Here is a 15811-nt window from a genome sequence, read left to right as displayed (position 1 = left end):
TGCCCACACACCCCCGCTATGGGCGATGTTGTTAGCGGGCGAATTGGATAAGCTGGATTCATTGCGGCGCCGCCTCTTTTAGGGCTGGCTCAACAAAAACCGAGGGACAAAGCTGATAGCGTTTGAAGCGGCCTTCTGTAAGCTCTTCAGCCCGCAAAGCAACCGCCGGAGACATGCCATGCTTGCCACGAACCCAGTTAGAAACAGCGCCCTGATTAACGCCCAGCGCCTTGGCTGTGGATTGCTGGCCTCCAAAGTGATCGACCAGGCTGGAAAATATAGTGCTCATGGGGAGCCCTCTTATGCGAATACGCATAGAGTAGGCTATGAGCAATCTCATTTGCAAGCGTATGAGCGCCCGCATAATAATTTAGGCATGGAACTCAAGGACCGCCTGAAGTTAGCCCGCAAGCATGCAGGCTTCAGCCAAATGAAGGCCGCTGGAGAAGCAGGGATCGACCAGGCAACGATCTCGAACTTGGAACGGGGAAGACATCACAGCTCGACGCATTTGCTGAGAATTGCCGATGCGCTCGGCGTTAACTACAGATGGCTGAGTGAAGGCAAAGGCGAAATGCTGCCCGACGCTGATACGCGAGTACGTGACACCATGGCTGGCTATCATTCCAATGTGACCCCGGCCCCACAGCCTCGCGCCTACTACCAATACCCGGTGATTTCAGAGGTTCAGGCAGGGTGGTTTGCCGAGTGTGTTGTGCCTTATCCTGAGGGCATGGAAGACAACTTCGAAAGCACCGACTACGAAGCCAAGGGGCCGGCGTTTTGGCTTGAGGTGAGCGGTGATTCAATGACGGCGCCAGCGGGCGTAAGGCCCAGCGTTCCCGAAGGCACCATGGTGCTGGTGGATACCGGCATCGAACCGACGCCTGGAAAACTGGTCGTCGCCCAGCTAGATGAAAGCAACGAAGCCACGTTCAAAAAGCTGATAGTAGACGGCGGCCAGCGCTACCTGAAGGCTCTAAACCCCTCCTATCCGCTAATACCCATCAACGGAAACTGCCGAATACTAGGCGTTGCCGTGGAGGCAAAAACAAAGCTATAAGGGGCAGGGGAATGGCAAGCGATAATGTCAAAGTGATTGGAACGATAGTCGTCGGCGTGTTTGTAGCGGCGTGGCTATTCAGCGATGATGGCTCGGATGATTCAGCAGCAACGGCAACCGCCGCTAGCCAAAACACTAGCGCCAGTGAAACCGAGCCAGCAGGCAGCGCACCTGAAACCGCGCCTGAGGTAGCAGCAGAGCCCGAGATAGAAGCAACGCCACCATCGCCACCACCTCCCCCGCCTTCGCCCTGGCGAGTCCGCGAGTCCGTATCCCAAATGGACGACAGCAGAAGCGTATATCTCACCACGCAATCCAACGAGCGTATCCCCGGCCGCTTTGGTCGCAGCCCCGGCAAAGCGACGCTCTATGTGCGATGCGTGGAAAACACCACCGCTCTACTGCTCCAAATGAATGGCAATCACATGACGTCCAGCCCCTACCATGATTGGGGCGACGTGCGGATGCGCATTGATGACAACCCGGCATTCACCAAATCCATGACCGAGTCCACCAACAATCAGTCATTGGGCTTATGGGGCGGCGGCCAGTCTATCCCTGTAATTCGCCGTATGTTCGACGCTGAACTGCTCACGATGCGGGCCACGCCCTACAGTGAATCACCGATCACCATGACGTTTGATATTACCGCCCTCAAGGACGAAATCGCCCCATTGCGCGAAGCCTGCCACTGGTAAAGCCATTACCGCGAGAAATTAAACCGCCGTCAAAGGCGGTTTTTTTATGCCCATATAAAAAATATGAGAAAACGCATTGACTCTTTTTATGAGTATTCGCATACTTTGCTCATAACGAAGTCGTCAAAGGGCACTCGCAATGCAAATCACTCAAGGCAATTGGCAAGCCAGGGTAAACCCCGAGCGCGGCAGCCTCGGATTCACCCGCACCGAAGCGGTCGACATGATGCTGCTCGCCGCAGGGGGCACTTATAAAGAGATAGCTCGCGCCACCGGCCGCTCCCCCGAAAGCGTCAAAGACTGCCTGGGTCGGGCCTATCACAAGCTACGGGTTTATAAAGCCACCGCCGCCGTGGCCGAAGCCATGCGCCGCGGCTGGATCGCCCCGCTCCTGCTGGCGCTCATGATCGGCAGCCTGGGCGCCGACGTTCAACAGCTGCGCCACCGGCCGCCTACACGCACCCACTCCCGGGTCAGCGCCAGCCGCCAGGTATCGCGCCGCAATACCGGGAGCGTGTTCGCATGAGCCTCTCAAACCCCAAAACCATCACCGAGGTGTTTGCTGCGCAAGGCCTCACGTCGGGTCAGGTCTGCGTGCTGCTGGAATGCCAGGAGCTGGCGCTGGCCGTCACGCTGCAGGGCAAGTACAGCGTCTGCCTCGAGACACGTGATCGCTACATCAATTTGAACTCCTGGCTCTCAGGCGAGACGCCGAGGCATGACAGCTTCAAGTACACCATGTGCGACATCGACCTGGCTGACATTCATCTGGTCCGCGATCACCTCAACGAGCTGCTGATTGATAGCGCCACCAACGGGAGCCCGGAGCAATGAGCACACAACGCACGAACACCCGCTGGGCGCTCGCCCTGGGCGCGATCATCACCGGTCTGGCCGTACTGGGCCACGGCGCCCCCGGCGAAGCCGACGAGCCCCGGCGCCAGCTGCTCGTCTACTGCGAAGGCGTAGCGGTCTTCGAAGCCGAAAAGGCCCGCGGCGTGCCGCTCGAGAACCGCGTGGGGCATTACGACTGGGACGACGCCGTCGACGTGGCGGAACAGTGCCCGGGTATGCGGCCGGCGCGGCCGGCGTTGCCTGCTGGTGCTTATCAACTGGTTCAGTTTTGAGGGGATGACGATGAAAACTAATGCAGATTTAGCACTAGAACAGTTCATGGAAAACGTAGCAAACCACTCCATGGAAGTGCTGCAGGATAACGGCAAGTACCGCCACCTGCGCTTTAGCCATAAAGGCTCATCGATCTATCACTTCAACCTCGTTACTTGGCCTGGATACCTGGCCATCGCTGGCGACATGGGTGACTTCGTATTCAGCCGCCTTCCGGACATGTTCGATTTCTTCCGATCAGACAAGCCAGGGCTCTATATCAACGCCAGTTACTGGGCTGAAAAACTTAGAGCAGGAGGAAGCAAAGGCCCACAGCTTGCCAAGGTGTGGAGCGAAGAAGCCTTCAAGCGAAATGTTTTAAAGCAGTTTGATGACTGGGCGGAATTTGAGAGCGACGAAGACTGCATTGCCGAAGTACGCGCCAAGCTAAATCGCGATGTTCTTGAGTGCGGTTACTTCAAAGAGGAAGCGCAGCAGGCAGTACTTGATTGGGATAACGAACTCTTAGACCTCACCGAGGTTTGGGAGCACAACTGTACCGACTTCGACCACCACTACCTTCTCTGTTGCTACGCCATCGTCTGGGCTATCCAGCAGTACGACGCAACGAAGGTGGCCGCGTGAAAATACGCAGCTCACTTGGCCAAATGATCGTGGTTGGCAGTCGCCGACGGCGTTGCCGCTGCCGCGTATGCGGCGCGCGCCAAGTAAAGGCGAAGCACCCGGACGATTACATCAGGCGCATTCGCTGTAAGAGCTGCGGAGCCTTCGACTCCCTACGCATTGACAAGTGGGCAGACAACTTCGGCTGGCGGTACCAGACGTGCTACTGCGACGGCTATCACTTTCCACACCGTATACGTAGCCAGTGGTGCTACCACAACCCCAACTATCCCGCCGAAGACGTCACCCGCGTCATGTACGGCAACTTGTGAGGCAACCGTGACCTTTGACGAACAGTTCGACCGCATCTTCAAACAGCCCGCGCCAGCGAAGCCCCACGACCAGCAGCACAACAGCCAAAAAGGAACGCAGCCATGACCATGATCAAAAACGCTATCGTACTGAAAGCCCTGCTCCCCGACGTTGCGCTGCTGCGCCAGCAGCTCGAGGCCGGTGAGGCGGGCAACATCGCCGAGACCGAGTTCCGCCGCGACGCCTTCGTCGAGACGCTGAGCGGCGAAATGGTGTCCGAGTTTCCCTCGGGTTTCGTTCTCAACCTGCGCTGCGAAGAGAAGATGATTGTAGTGGTCAAGTAAAACTGGCCACCGCTTTATAGTTAACCCAGTACTTTTCCTCTGCCTGGTTCGGACTCATACCACCGTTATGCTGGTGAGGCCTAAGCTGGCTGTAATACCCGATTAAATAGTTCACGATATGATGCTGCCCCTGCAAGAATGATCGATAGCCATACGTTGGCACCCATTCAACCTTTAAGCTCCTGAAGAAACGCTCCATTGGCGCATTATCCCAGCAATTACCACGTCGACTCAGGCTTTGTTTTGCCTGGCATTTCCAGAGTGTCTGACGGAACTTACGGCTCGTGTAATGACTGCCCTGGTCGCTGTGGAACATAACCCCTTTTGGCCGCCCACGGCTCTCATAAGCCATTTCCAATGCGCTGCTGGTGAGTTCGCTATCGGGCGACAACGACATCGACCAGCCAATCGTTTTCCTGGCAAATAAGTCCATGACAACGGCTAGATAAGCCCAGCGTTTGCCAGTCCAGATATATGTGACGTCGCCACACCAAACGCGGTTGGGCGCCTCAACGTTAAACTGACGCGCTAAGTGGTTCGGTACCTCAACATGTTCATCACCTGTTTTCTTGTAGGTGTGCCCAGGCACTTGGCAACTAATCAGGCCAAGCTTTTCCATCAGGCGGCCAACGCGATAGCGACTTAACGGCACATCCTGCCTTGTCGCCATCTCTGCGATGCTGCGCGCCCCTGCAGAGCCTTCGCTCTCGCGAAATAGCTCTCTGACCTTGGCTATTTCCTTGGTCTTCGTGGCACACACAGGTCTTTGTGAACGTTGTCTCCAGTATTTAAAGCTGCTGCGATGCACGCCAAACACGTCACACAGTTTTTTTACCGGGTAGCTCGTCTTGAGTTTCTCGATTAGCGAGAAGTGTTCAGGGAGTCCGACATCAAGAGAGCGGTAGCCTTTTTTAGGATGTCTTTTTCCATCTCAATGTCACGGATGCGCTTTTCAAGCTCGCGAATCCTGAGCTGATCGGCTGTCATGGGCGTTGCTTTAGGGCTTTGGCCATCACGCTCCTGGCGTAACTGACGAACCCATTTATCCATGCTCGAATACCCCACATTCATGGCTTCAGCCGCTTCACGAACCGTGTAGTGTTGATCGACGACTAGCTGTGCTGCTTCGAGCCGGAATTCAGGGCTAAAGTTACGTTTTGGTCTTGTTGCCATGCTGCCACCTGGTGATGTCTTGGTGCATATTAGCACCTCTAATTAGGTGGCCAAATTTACTATGCCACTACAGATCCCCAAGGGCACGATCGCCGATGCCGTATTTGAGCGTATCAGCGAGCGTGAGGCAGAGAGCGAAGAGCCGGTAGATGACGACGAGCGCGAGCGGATCTACTCCGACGTGAGCATGGAGATATGCAAGAAAGCGTTCGTCAAAACGAAGTACCTGCGCGCGTTCTACCACCTCGAAAGCGAGTTCCTGTTTATCGACACGACCTCGCCCGGCGATGTCAGCCGCTTCATGGGCACCCTGGTGAAGCTCGCCGGTAAGGTCCAGACCGTGACCATTCATGTCAGCGGCGTTAAAAACGGCGTGACTACCCGGCTGCGCGATGCCATCGAACACTGGAACGACGACGCCGTACAGCCGTTTGGCAGCCTCCAGCCCGACGACCGCGCAACCCTCAAGCGCAAGATGGCCCCCGATGAACCTGTCGAGGTCGTTACCTACAAGGGCACCTGGCTGGGCGTGAGTGACGAGCTGCTTAACCAGCTGCACGCCGGCTATGAGGTCGAAGAGATCGGCCTGGAATACCCGCCGGCGGCCATGTCGTTTCGCCTCACCCACCAGTTCCGTTTCAAGGGCATCGATTTTGCCCCGCAAGAGCCGGAAGACGGCGCGGGCGAAGGCGACGACGTCCACGATTGGCGCATGAATGCCATGCGGGAAGTTGAGGGCATGGTGGGCGTCGTCAACGAACTGTGCGCGCTCATGGAGTATGAACAGCCGGTGCTGGAAGAAGAGGCCGAAACGGACGTCGAGCCGGAGGGCGATCAATGAAACGCATCTATATCAGCGGCCCCATGACGGGGCTGCCCGGCCTGAATTTCGGCACTTTCAATTTCCTGGCCTTGAAGCTGCGCACCCTGGGCTTCGAAGTCGTGAACCCGGCCGAAAAGCAAAGCGAGCTCGGCGAGCTCACTTGGGAAGAGTATTTGCGCGAAGACCTGCGCGACATGCTGACGTGCGACACCATCGCCCTTCTTCCCGGCTGGGAAAACTCCAGGGGTGCCCAGCTTGAGCTTCACGTGGCTCACCGGGTAGGGCTTACCGTGACCCTGGTGGGCCAACTGATTGATGAACACGAAAAGCGGGAGGTCGCCCATGCCTAAGCGCTATAACAGCTCGCCCCGGCGATGGTCGCCCGAAGATACCGCCGCGCTCGCGCTCGAATATCCGGATACCGATAACGCAACCCTGGCGGCGCGCTTCAACCGTAGTTTGAGCAGTATCAAAAACCAGGCAGTTATTCACGGCTGGTACAAGACCGAGGCCTACATGGAACGCAACCAGCCAGGGTGTTTTAAAAAGGGGCACGCCACTTGGAATAAAGGCAAGCCGTTCAGTCCACCAGGTAGTGAAAAAGGCCGCTTTAAGAAGGGCAACAGGCCACACACTTGGCAGCCGATTGGGACTGAACGCGTGACGAAAGACGGCTACCTGCAGCGGAAGATGACCGACACAGGGTATCCGCCGGCGGACTGGGTGCCCGTCAGTCACATCGAATGGGAAAGACACAACGGCCAGCCGGTCCCCAAGGGTCACGCTGTCGTGTTTCGCGACGCCAATACGCGCAACTTTGCAAAGGACAACCTGGAACTAATCACCCGCGCCGAGCTGATGCGCCGGAACAGCTACCTGAACCTGCCAGCGCCCCTTCCCCACATCGTGCAGTTGCGTGGAGCGCTCAACCGTAAAATCAACCGCCGGAGCAAACAGCTATGAAGAACAAAATCGACGACCTTCGGAACCACCTGTTTGCCCAGCTCGAGCGCTTGGGCGATGAAAGCCTCAAAGGCGATGCCCTGAAAGAAGAGCTACAGCGCGCCAAAGCTGTTGGCGAGATCTCCGGGCAGGTGATTGATACCGCCCGCGCTGAAAACGAGCGCCTGAAAATCCTTAAGCGGGCGCCGGGCACCGACTTTTTGCCCGCGGGCGAGCAACTAGAAGATGAAGGTTTGCCACGGCTGGGAGGTGGGAAGTGACCCGCTACGCCGAAAACACCAGCGTCTCGAGCGAGCGCAGTCGCGCCGAGATCGAACAGACCGTATCGCGCTACGGCGCCAGCGGCTTCATGTACGGCTGGGACGGCGCCACCGCGGTCATGGCGTTCCAGATGAACGGCCGTCGCGTGCGCTTCAATCTCGATATGCCCGACCGCAACAGCACCGCCTTCACCCAGACCGACACCGGCCGCGATCGCGCCCCGGCGCAAGCCGCCAAGGCGTGGGAGCAAGCGTGCCGCCAACGGTGGCGCGCCCTCGCCCTGGTCATCAAGGCCAAGCTCGAGGCGGTCGAGTCCGGCGTCACCGAGTTCGAGGAAGAGTTCCTGGCCCACATCGTGCTGCCCAACGGCAGCACCGTCGGCGGCTGGATGCTGCCGCAAGTTCAAACCGCTTACGACACCGGCACCATGCCGCCGCTACTGCCTGCCCCGGGGAATGACCAATGACCGACAACATTCACGCCGCCATGTGCATTTATTGCGGTGAAGCCATCATTTATGACACTCGCGAAGTCTCCGATATAGCGGCCGCCCATGCGCAAATCAAGGACCATGATCAACAGTGCCATCAAAATCCGCTGGTGGCGCGCATCGCTGACCTTGAGGCCTCACACCTACACCTCTCGTTCAAACTTCTGCGCGGCGCAAACAATGAGCGCCAAGCCGAGTGGCCTGGGGCGGATAAGGCCGATACCACATTCAAGGCCCTGGAGGTTTGCGGCGAAGCCGGTGAACTGGCTGAAGCCGTTAAGAAACTGATGCGGGGCGGGCACGGCATAGCTGGAACGAAGGCGGGCCTTGGCAACGTTGCCGATGAACTGGCCGACGTGGTTATCAGTGCTGATCTGCTGGCGGCTCACTTGGAAATCAATTTGGCCAGCTCTATAGCATCGAAATTTAACAAGACGTCCGACAAGTACGGGCTGTTGACTCGCATGGACGAGGGCCTCACATGACCCAGCCCACCCACACCCACCGCACGCTAGGTGGCAAGTACGCTGAGACTCAACAGCATCAAGGCACCGGCCCACTTGATGGTCAATGGCTCATCGTTTATGAGGATCTCGTCAAGGGCGTAATGAGCGCCACGACGCAAGATGACTGGCTAGCCAACTGGCGCCCGCTTGAGTCCGACGATTGCTCCGTATGCTTGGGCACCGGCCACGACCACATTAAGGGCAATAAGGATCGGCCTTGCGGCCACTGCTACGGCTTGGGCAAAGTACGCGCAGACGGCGAGGCGGTGCTGGACGCTTGGGAACTGGCCACCGTGGCCACAGGTATCATCCAGCGCCAACGCGCCGCGCTCGAGCAACTGCGCGCGCTGGAACAGCACCCGGGCGTACAGGCGCTACTCGATCATGAGCGCCAGCAAGCGGTGATCGACAGTACGGCACGACAGGAACAGCAATGGCGGGACGGTCAGGGGCGTGGCCCCGGTGGCCAGCGACATACAGGAGACTGAAATGGGTAACGCACAGAAAATCGATCAATGGCTTGACCCGGAGTTCATCCAGGTGACGCGTCAGGAAGCGGCGCGCATTTTGGGCCGCAGCCCGAAAGAGTTCGACCGCTTACGCAAAGACGATGCAGAGTGCCCGAAGGGCTTCAAGCAGGGAGAGGCGCGTAGCGCGCATGTGCTGTTCCGGCTTGCAGATATTTATCGGTACAGCCAGACTCTAATGGAGCGGCATACGCGGGAAGAAGAAAGCGGATAACAGCAGGTGTTTTCTTGTATGCCTGTGTGTATGCCGGTGCTGTTTTTGGGGTGCATGATGCTGATTTTATTAGCTACTTCGGTGCGCCCCATCCGCACCAATTTGATTTTGTTCAGTTTTTCCCTCCTTTTAGTATTCCTTCTAGACTCCCTGAATTATCCCGTGTGACCGGATCGTGACTTGGCCAATTGATGGCTTAATGCACTTCTTCGGCGCCCAGTCCTTGTGCTCGTACTTCAAATTCCGTGCTCGCTATTCAAACTCCGTTTCTCGCACTTCAAACTAAAGTACCTTTTAGTGGCTGACAATTCGTCGCCCTTAATCCGCGCGGCTTTTTATTACGCCTTACCTGGGCTAATGACTTTTGGCGCCTGCCAGGCTAAATTAGCGCGCTACAAATGACTTCATTCAAGGGATCTGCCATGGAATGGCTCGATGAGAATGCGCAGGCAATTTCGGCGCTTACCAGTTCTTTAACGCTTTTTGTTTGGCTTTTTTACGCCCAACTGCTTTTTCACAGTTACTCCCGCCAGCGTCGCCCTCGCATCATCATCAACCGCGGGAAAGGCATCGGTGCCGAGGCGTTGTGTTTAGTCAGCAACATGAGTAACGAATCGGTTTATCTTCAGCATGTCATTGCGGTACTGCATACCGACAGCCACTCTTATAAGCTCGACGTGGTGGAATACCAGCAACAAAGCGGTGAGGACAGCGAAGATAGCTACCGTACCCATCAGGGACCACTTACCTCTGGCAATAATATTCATATTCAAAGCTTTGGTTCGATCATCGAGCAGGTTCGAAAGTACTGGAACGTCGATCAGCAAACCATCGAGCAGTCGAACCTTAAAATGGAAATACGCGTGATCGCCATTTACGGGCCGGAAGACAAGCCTTTTGGCGCCTCACGCTGTTTCGACCTGGACGTGAACGCCGAGCCGAACCGCCAGCTCATCCCCCAAAGTATCGATACTCAGCGTATGACCAGCTACCTCCAGCGTAAGAAGGTGATCAAGTGGGCCGAAGAGGTCGAACTTCACAAGGCGAAGTAACACTGTAAAACAACATAACACCGGCAAGGCAGCTGATTGAGCGGCTGCCTGCCCGCACCACCATTCAGGGACGTTTTTTCATGAAGTTAGTTATTGCCTCGCTTTGTATGGGCTCGTTCGTTGCTTTTTCGCTACCCGCCCATGCACAACAAGAGGAAGATAGTGACTTATCGGACTGGGCGACGGAGCAGGTAGAGCCCTTTCGCGCCAGTGTGGGTAACTGGGTCGACAATACCTCACGCAACGTGGACGCTTTTTTCGGGGGCGACCACTACACCGCCTCCGCTGAAAACGACTCCTACCTGCGCCTGGGTCAGGAAATCGACTGGATGGAGGGGGAAGGCGTCGACGGCGATACCAGCATCCGCTATCGAATCGATCTACCCACTACCGAAGAGCGCCTGCGCCTGGTCATCGAGAGCGACCCGGACGAGAGCCAGGGCACGCTTGCCGAAGAAGGCTCGGGGCGGCTTTATAATGACCAGCGCGATCGCAGCAACTCGATACTCGGCCTTGACTGGCTCGAAAGCCGCGACAAACGTGAAAACTGGAGCAACCGGTTTGGCGCCGGTGTCCGGCTGCGCCTGCCCATCGACCCCTACGTGCGCTTCACCAGCGAACGCTTGTGGGATATCGGCGATGGCCCCTGGCAGCTCGAGTCATTCAACCGGCTCTCCTGGTTCAATAATTCCGGGTACAACGCCCGCACCCGCTGGGATATCGGCCGGGCGCTGAGCGAGCGCCGCCACCTTCGCTTTATCAGCACCGTACAGTGGCGCGAAGAAGAAGACACTCTCGAGTACAGCGAAGTGGCCGAACTCAACCACCGCATCAACGACCGCAGCGCGTTGCGCTACTCGGCGATTGCCATAGGCGAGAGCGTTTCGACCCCGCGCATGACCGATTACTACCTGCAAACCCGTTACCGCCGCGACCTGCACAAGGGCATTCTGTTTGCGGATGTGATTCCGGAGCTGCATTTTCAGCGCGATGTCAGCTACGACCCGCGCTGGGCGATGACGATGCGCCTGGAAATGTACTTCCAGCGCGAGATCAGCCGCGACTACTTTTAAGCCGACACCCGTGGGTTAAAGGCGCAAGCCACCGTCGCACTCGATGATACGCGCGGTGAAGTAGTCGTTCTCGAAAATGAACGCCACGCTCTGGGCGATATGCGAAGGCTCGCCCAGCGCTTTCAGTGGCACACTTTCCGCGATGCGCTCGCGCATATCCGGGCGCATCGCCGCGGTCATTTCCGTCGAAACGAAGCCCGGCGCAACGGTTCCGGTACGAATACCATGGCGGGCAAGCTCTTTGCCCCAGGTGACGGTCAACGCGTGAATTCCTGCCTTGGCGGCAGCGTAGTTGCTCTGGCCCATGTTGCCCGCTTTGGAAATACTCGAGATATTGATGATGACCCCAGCGTGGCCCGCCTCGATCATTTGGGTGGCGGCTTCACGCCCGCAAAGAAACGCCCCGGTCAGGTTCACATCGAGTACCCGCTGCCAGGCGTCAAACGACATACGCTTTTCGACCTTGCCCTCCTTGACCTTAACGAGCATCGCGTCGTCGGTAATACCCGCATTATTGATACACCCGCTGACCGGGCCGAGCGCACGCTTGATCGCCGCAAACCCCTCCTCGACCGAGCTTTCGTCTGCGACGTTCACCTCAAACGCGTTAGCCTGAATATCGCGCTCGGCCAGGCGTTCAACGGCCTCGTTCAGCGCCTGGGGTTGGGTATCCAGTAATGCAAGCCGAGCACCGCGAGCGCCCAGGTGTTCGGCGGCGGCAAACCCCAACCCGCGGGCGCCGCCGGTAATCGCGATGACTTTATGATCTACGTCCATTGCTCGTTCCCAGGTAAAAATTAATGATTGAGCGCGCGGCGCTTTTGCCCGCACTCCGCGCGAGGCTGCTTGTAATTGTAATTTTTGGCACCATAGAGGGTACTAACGTTAGTGCTGGAGGCAGCCATGCCCGTATTACTTTTCATATCGATCTTCACCCTACTCGATTTTGTCGTGCTTTTCTCGGTAGGCAGCCACATCGGCCTGCTCACCACACTTGCTTTAGTGGTGCTCACCGGCTTTGTCGGCCTGCACCTCATTCGCCGCGAAGGTATCTCGACACTGGCCCGCGCACGCGCGCGCATGCAATCGGGTGAAATTCCCTCTTCCGAAATCTTCACCGGGGCGGCGCTGATCTTCGGCGGCGCCCTGCTCATGGCTCCCGGCTTTTTATCCGATGCGCTCGGACTTGCCTGTTTGCTGCCCAACGCACGGCGGCTGATGGCAAAGGCGCTGACCTGGTTTGGCTTGAAAACCACGCTCCAACAGCCGGGCCCGCGCCCACAAGAGCCGCCTCATACCGGCTGGAACGATGAGCGCGGCGGTCAACACGACTCCACCACCATCGAGGGCGAGTTCATTAGCCGTGAAGACGAAGATCGCCGGTAGTGAGACCTGTCCCCGCGATCACGACTTAAGTCGTGGTCTTTAGGATAATTTTTTGGCTCCAGGCCCTTGAAAGGCAGGCGTAAGCCCCCACTTTTTGAATCAGCACAGACTTCGGCAAAAGCAGTGGCTTTTGCCTTCGACAGGAAGGCAGCAGGCCTTCACTTCTCGGGGTAAGACCGCGAGAATTCATTTAAAACGGCCCGTTGGGCTTTGACGATACTCAGGAGAACGAAAGCATGAATATCCGTCCCTTGCACGATCGCGTCGTAATTCGTCGCGTGGAAGAAGAACAGAAAACCGCTGGCGGCATCGTGCTACCGGGCAACGCCCAGGAAAAACCGACCCGTGGTGAAATCCTGGCCGTCGGTAATGGTCGCATCCTGGAAAACGGTGAAGTGCGCGCCCTGGACGTAAAAGTAGGCGATAACGTGATTTTCAAGGACGGCTTCGGCGTCGAGAAGCAAAAGATCGACGGTGAAGAAGTGCTGATCATGAGCGAAGCCGACATCCTGGCGGTCGTCGAAGGCTAATTCGACTTTTTCGACTATTTACTTTCATCTTTTCACTTTCAATTTAGGAAGTAACGAACATGGCAGCTAAGCAAGTCAAGTTTTCCGATGATGCCCGCAAACGTATGGCACGTGGCGTTGACACGCTGGCCAACGCGGTAAAAGTCACGCTGGGCCCGAAAGGCCGTAACGTGGTACTCGACAAGTCCTTCGGCGCACCGACCGTCACCAAAGATGGTGTTTCCGTTGCCAAGGAAATCGAACTGAAAGACAAGTTCGAAAACATGGGCGCGCAAATGGTCAAGGAAGTCGCTTCCAAGACCTCTGATGCCGCCGGCGACGGTACCACCACCGCTACCGTTCTGGCCCAGGCGATCGTTGCCGAAGGCCTGAAAGGTGTGACCGCCGGCATGAACCCGATGGATCTCAAGCGCGGTATCGACCAGGCCGTCAACGCCGCCGTCAAAGAAATCCAGGCGATGGCCGTACCCTGCACCGACACCAAGTCCATCGCTCAGGTCGGTACGATCTCTGCCAACGGCGACAAGCGCATCGGCGAAATCATCGCTGAAGCGATGGAAAAAGTCGGTAAAGAAGGCGTTATCACCGTCGATGAAGGCCGTGGTTTCGAAGACGAGCTGGAAGTGGTCGAAGGTATGCAGTTCGACCGTGGCTACCTCTCGCCCTACTTCGTCACCAACCAGGAAACCATGTCCGTCGAGCTCGAGGACCCCTACATCCTGCTCGTCGACAAGAAAGTTTCCAACATCCGCGAACTGCTGCCGGTACTCGAAGCCGTTGCCAAGCAAGGCAAGCCGCTGGCCATCATCGCCGAAGACATCGAAGGCGAAGCGCTAGCGACGCTGGTCGTCAACAACATGCGCGGTATCGTTAAAGTCGCCGCGACCAAGGCGCCTGGCTTTGGCGACCGTCGCAAGTCCATGCTGCAGGACATCGCGATCCTGACCAACGGCACCGTGATCTCTGAAGAAGTGGGCCTGACGCTCGAGCAAGCGAACCTGGATCATCTGGGTACCGCCAAGCGCATGACCATGTCCAAAGAGAACACCACCATCATCGATGGTGCCGGTCAGGAAAACGACATCGAAGCGCGCGTTAGCCAGATTCGTGCCCAGATCGAAGAGACCTCTTCCGACTACGACAAAGAGAAGCTTCAGGAGCGTGTCGCGAAGCTTGCTGGCGGTGTTGCCGTCATCCGTGTGGGTGCGGCGACCGAAGTCGAAATGAAAGAGAAGAAAGCACGTGTCGAAGACGCGCTGCACTCTACTCGCGCTGCGGTCGAAGAAGGCGTCGTACCTGGCGGCGGTACCGCCCTGGTTCGCGTCATGGCCAAGGTACAGGGCCTGACCGGCGACAACGAAGACCAGAACCACGGCATCAACATGGCGCTGCGTGCCATGCAGTCGCCGCTTCGTCAGATCATCACCAACGCAGGTGAAGAGCCGGCGGTCGTGATCAACCGCGTTAAAGATGGCGAAGGCAACTTCGGCTACAACGCGCAAACCAGCGAGTACGGCGACCTTTTCGAAATGGGTGTCCTCGACCCGGCGAAAGTCACGCGTACCGCGCTGCAGTCTGCCGGTTCCGTTGCGGGTCTGATGATCACCACTGAATGCATGATCGCCGACGACCCGGACGAGAAAGAAGCTGCCCCGGATATGGGTGGCATGGGCGGAATGGGTGGCATGGGCGGCATGATGTAAGCCCTTGCCCCACCGCTTTGACGTTTGACGTCGACAAGAACCCCGCCCTGTGCGGGGTTCTTGCCGTTTGGGGCCGCGAGACGGCTTTTTTGAAGCCAAAGCGTGCTACCATGCGCGCTTTATTCAGGCTTTACTTGGGTCGTTCTTACCGTGCTTTCTCGTATTCGTATCGTGCTCGTTCAAACCTTTCATCCCGGTAATATCGGTGCCGCGGCACGGGCCATGAAGACCATGGGTCTTGTGGACCTGGTGCTGGTCAATCCGCGGGAGTTTCCAAGCGAAGAAGCAACCCGTTTGGCCGCCGGCGCCACGGACGTGCTGGAAAACGCCCGGGTCGTGAATGGCCTCAACGAAGCCGTCAGCGACTGCGTACAGGTGATCGGCGCCAGCGCCCGGCTGCGAAGCCTGCCGCTGCCCCACTTCGACGAACCCGATGAGATGGCCCAGAGCGCGGTGCAAAATGCCCAGCAGGCGCCGGTGGCGCTGGTATTCGGGCGCGAGCGCTCGGGACTGACCAACGACGAAATTCGCGAATGCACCCATCAGGTGAGCATTCCAGCCAACCCGGAGTACGGTATCCTGAATATTTCCCAGGCCGTGCAGATACTCGCCTATGAGGTTCACCGGGCCTGGCGCAAACGAGCCGGAAGCGAGTTTTCCTATCAGCGCCCGCTCGAGGCTACGCCCCCTACCCGCGAGCAGCTCGATTACTTCAAGGACCATCTGGGCCGCTTGATGCGCCAAAGCGGTTTTTTGACCCAGCCCCACGCCCGCACCGAAGAGCAGCTGCAAACGCTCTTCACCCGCGCCGAGCCGAGCCGCAAGGAGCTTTCACTACTACGCGGATTGCTAAGCGCGTTCGAATCCCACCTTCCGAATAACGAATAACGCACTAAAGCGTCATAAAAAAAGGCAGCCGAGGCTGTAATGCCGATCAGTTAAGGCTTTTGCCTACCCACAAC

General features: G+C 57.5%; 24 protein-coding genes. 21 read left to right on the top strand and 3 right to left on the bottom strand.

The annotated features are described in order from the left end of the window. Positions 1–58: 58 nt before the first annotated feature. Positions 59–289 (bottom strand): Cro/CI family transcriptional regulator, encoded by a 231-nt coding sequence (locus tag ACWHRL_RS08530; protein ID WP_447896020.1) that lies wholly within the window; start codon positions 287–289, stop codon positions 59–61. 87 nt (positions 290–376) lie between these two features. Here ACWHRL_RS08530 and ACWHRL_RS08525 point away from each other — a divergent pair, with 87 nt between their 5' ends. The 7 genes from ACWHRL_RS08525 (at position 377) to ACWHRL_RS08495 (ending at position 4148) form a co-directional block, all read left to right on the top strand. Then, positions 377–1063 carry a helix-turn-helix domain-containing protein gene (locus tag ACWHRL_RS08525; protein ID WP_447896019.1) on the top strand — a complete coding sequence of 229 codons (687 nt, stop codon included), beginning with the start codon at positions 377–379 and terminating at the stop codon, positions 1061–1063. An 11-nt stretch (positions 1064–1074) separates the two neighbouring features. After that, positions 1075–1761, top strand: coding sequence for a type VI secretion system-associated protein TagO (locus ACWHRL_RS08520; protein WP_447896018.1), 687 nt, complete (start codon positions 1075–1077; stop codon positions 1759–1761). 139 nt (positions 1762–1900) lie between these two features. Then, complete coding sequence (locus ACWHRL_RS08515) at positions 1901–2287, top strand: hypothetical protein (RefSeq protein WP_447896017.1); 387 nt, start codon at positions 1901–1903, stop codon at positions 2285–2287. Beyond that, complete coding sequence (locus tag ACWHRL_RS08510; RefSeq protein WP_447896016.1) at positions 2284–2595, top strand: hypothetical protein; 312 nt, start codon at positions 2284–2286, stop codon at positions 2593–2595. Before ACWHRL_RS08515 ends, ACWHRL_RS08510 begins: the two co-directional genes overlap by 4 nt. After that, positions 2592–2888, top strand: a complete 297-nt coding sequence (locus ACWHRL_RS08505) for a hypothetical protein (protein ID WP_447896015.1) — start codon at positions 2592–2594, stop codon at positions 2886–2888. The genes ACWHRL_RS08510 and ACWHRL_RS08505 overlap by 4 nt, the downstream gene beginning before the upstream one ends. A gap of 10 nt (positions 2889–2898) precedes the next feature. Next, positions 2899–3513: a hypothetical protein gene (locus tag ACWHRL_RS08500; RefSeq protein ID WP_447896014.1), complete on the top strand. Its 615-nt coding sequence runs from the start codon at positions 2899–2901 to the stop codon at positions 3511–3513. Positions 3514–3926: 413 nt separating this feature from the next. Further along, entirely contained in the window at positions 3927–4148 is a 222-nt protein-coding gene (locus ACWHRL_RS08495) for a hypothetical protein (RefSeq protein WP_447896013.1), read from the top strand. Here the strand turns inward: ACWHRL_RS08495 and ACWHRL_RS08490 are convergent. Continuing rightward, positions 4141–5321, bottom strand: a protein-coding gene (locus ACWHRL_RS08490) for an IS3 family transposase (protein ID WP_447894177.1) whose coding sequence is annotated in 2 segments (ribosomal slippage) — positions 4141–5054 and positions 5054–5321 — 1182 coding nt in all. Because the reading frame shifts where the segments join, the coding sequence is not laid out codon by codon here. The two genes, ACWHRL_RS08495 and ACWHRL_RS08490, sit on opposite strands and share 8 nt — an antisense overlap. Before the next feature lie 61 nt (positions 5322–5382). Here ACWHRL_RS08490 and rdgC point away from each other — a divergent pair. From rdgC to ACWHRL_RS08440, 10 genes are all read left to right on the top strand, one after another. Then, complete coding sequence (rdgC, locus tag ACWHRL_RS08485) at positions 5383–6162, top strand: recombination-associated protein RdgC (protein ID WP_447896012.1); 780 nt, start codon at positions 5383–5385, stop codon at positions 6160–6162. Then, positions 6159–6494 carry a DUF4406 domain-containing protein gene (locus ACWHRL_RS08480; protein WP_447896011.1) on the top strand — a complete coding sequence of 112 codons (336 nt, stop codon included), beginning with the start codon at positions 6159–6161 and terminating at the stop codon, positions 6492–6494. Before rdgC ends, ACWHRL_RS08480 begins: the two co-directional genes overlap by 4 nt. Further along, positions 6487–7107, top strand: coding sequence for an HNH endonuclease signature motif containing protein (locus ACWHRL_RS08475; RefSeq protein ID WP_447896010.1), 621 nt, complete (start codon positions 6487–6489; stop codon positions 7105–7107). The genes ACWHRL_RS08480 and ACWHRL_RS08475 overlap by 8 nt, the downstream gene beginning before the upstream one ends. Then, positions 7104–7367, top strand: coding sequence for a hypothetical protein (locus ACWHRL_RS08470; protein WP_447896009.1), 264 nt, complete (start codon positions 7104–7106; stop codon positions 7365–7367). The genes ACWHRL_RS08475 and ACWHRL_RS08470 overlap by 4 nt, the downstream gene beginning before the upstream one ends. Continuing rightward, the gene (locus ACWHRL_RS08465; RefSeq protein WP_447896008.1) at positions 7364–7834 is read left to right on the top strand and encodes a hypothetical protein; all 471 of its coding nucleotides are present in this window, start codon (positions 7364–7366) and stop codon (positions 7832–7834) included. The genes ACWHRL_RS08470 and ACWHRL_RS08465 overlap by 4 nt, the downstream gene beginning before the upstream one ends. Beyond that, positions 7831–8343, top strand: a complete 513-nt coding sequence (locus tag ACWHRL_RS08460) for a hypothetical protein (protein WP_447896007.1) — start codon at positions 7831–7833, stop codon at positions 8341–8343. The genes ACWHRL_RS08465 and ACWHRL_RS08460 overlap by 4 nt, the downstream gene beginning before the upstream one ends. Then, entirely contained in the window at positions 8340–8852 is a 513-nt protein-coding gene (locus tag ACWHRL_RS08455; RefSeq protein WP_447896006.1) for a hypothetical protein, read from the top strand. The genes ACWHRL_RS08460 and ACWHRL_RS08455 overlap by 4 nt, the downstream gene beginning before the upstream one ends. 1 nt (position 8853) lies before the next feature. After that, the gene (locus tag ACWHRL_RS08450) at positions 8854–9105 is read left to right on the top strand and encodes a hypothetical protein (RefSeq protein ID WP_447556385.1); all 252 of its coding nucleotides are present in this window, start codon (positions 8854–8856) and stop codon (positions 9103–9105) included. A gap of 422 nt (positions 9106–9527) precedes the next feature. Next, positions 9528–10157, top strand: coding sequence for a hypothetical protein (locus ACWHRL_RS08445; protein WP_447896005.1), 630 nt, complete (start codon positions 9528–9530; stop codon positions 10155–10157). Positions 10158–10264: 107 nt separating this feature from the next. Then, positions 10265–11230, top strand: coding sequence for a hypothetical protein (locus tag ACWHRL_RS08440; RefSeq protein WP_447530512.1), 966 nt, complete (start codon positions 10265–10267; stop codon positions 11228–11230). 15 nt (positions 11231–11245) lie between these two features. Here the strand turns inward: ACWHRL_RS08440 and ACWHRL_RS08435 are convergent, their stop codons facing one another. Next, the gene (locus ACWHRL_RS08435; protein ID WP_447896004.1) at positions 11246–12007 is read right to left on the bottom strand and encodes an SDR family NAD(P)-dependent oxidoreductase; all 762 of its coding nucleotides are present in this window, start codon (positions 12005–12007) and stop codon (positions 11246–11248) included. Between the two features lie 126 nt (positions 12008–12133). On the opposite strand from ACWHRL_RS08435, the gene ACWHRL_RS08430 reads away from it, so the two are divergent. The 4 genes from ACWHRL_RS08430 (at position 12134) to ACWHRL_RS08415 (ending at position 15737) form a co-directional block, all read left to right on the top strand. After that, positions 12134–12616, top strand: a complete 483-nt coding sequence (locus ACWHRL_RS08430; RefSeq protein ID WP_447896003.1) for an FxsA family protein — start codon at positions 12134–12136, stop codon at positions 12614–12616. A gap of 236 nt (positions 12617–12852) precedes the next feature. Beyond that, a complete protein-coding gene (locus ACWHRL_RS08425; RefSeq protein ID WP_447528761.1) occupies positions 12853–13146 on the top strand; it encodes a co-chaperone GroES in 294 nt (97 codons plus the stop codon). Between the two features lie 59 nt (positions 13147–13205). Further along, positions 13206–14849, top strand: coding sequence for a chaperonin GroEL (groL, locus tag ACWHRL_RS08420; RefSeq protein WP_447896002.1), 1644 nt, complete (start codon positions 13206–13208; stop codon positions 14847–14849). A 150-nt stretch (positions 14850–14999) separates the two neighbouring features. Continuing rightward, complete coding sequence (locus tag ACWHRL_RS08415) at positions 15000–15737, top strand: RNA methyltransferase (protein ID WP_447896001.1); 738 nt, start codon at positions 15000–15002, stop codon at positions 15735–15737. The last annotated feature ends 74 nt before the right edge of the window (positions 15738–15811 follow it).

The organism is Vreelandella sp. GE22 (assembly GCF_968212445.1).
Note: the sequence above shows the minus strand (reverse complement) of the source record. Positions and strands in the feature narration are given on the sequence as shown.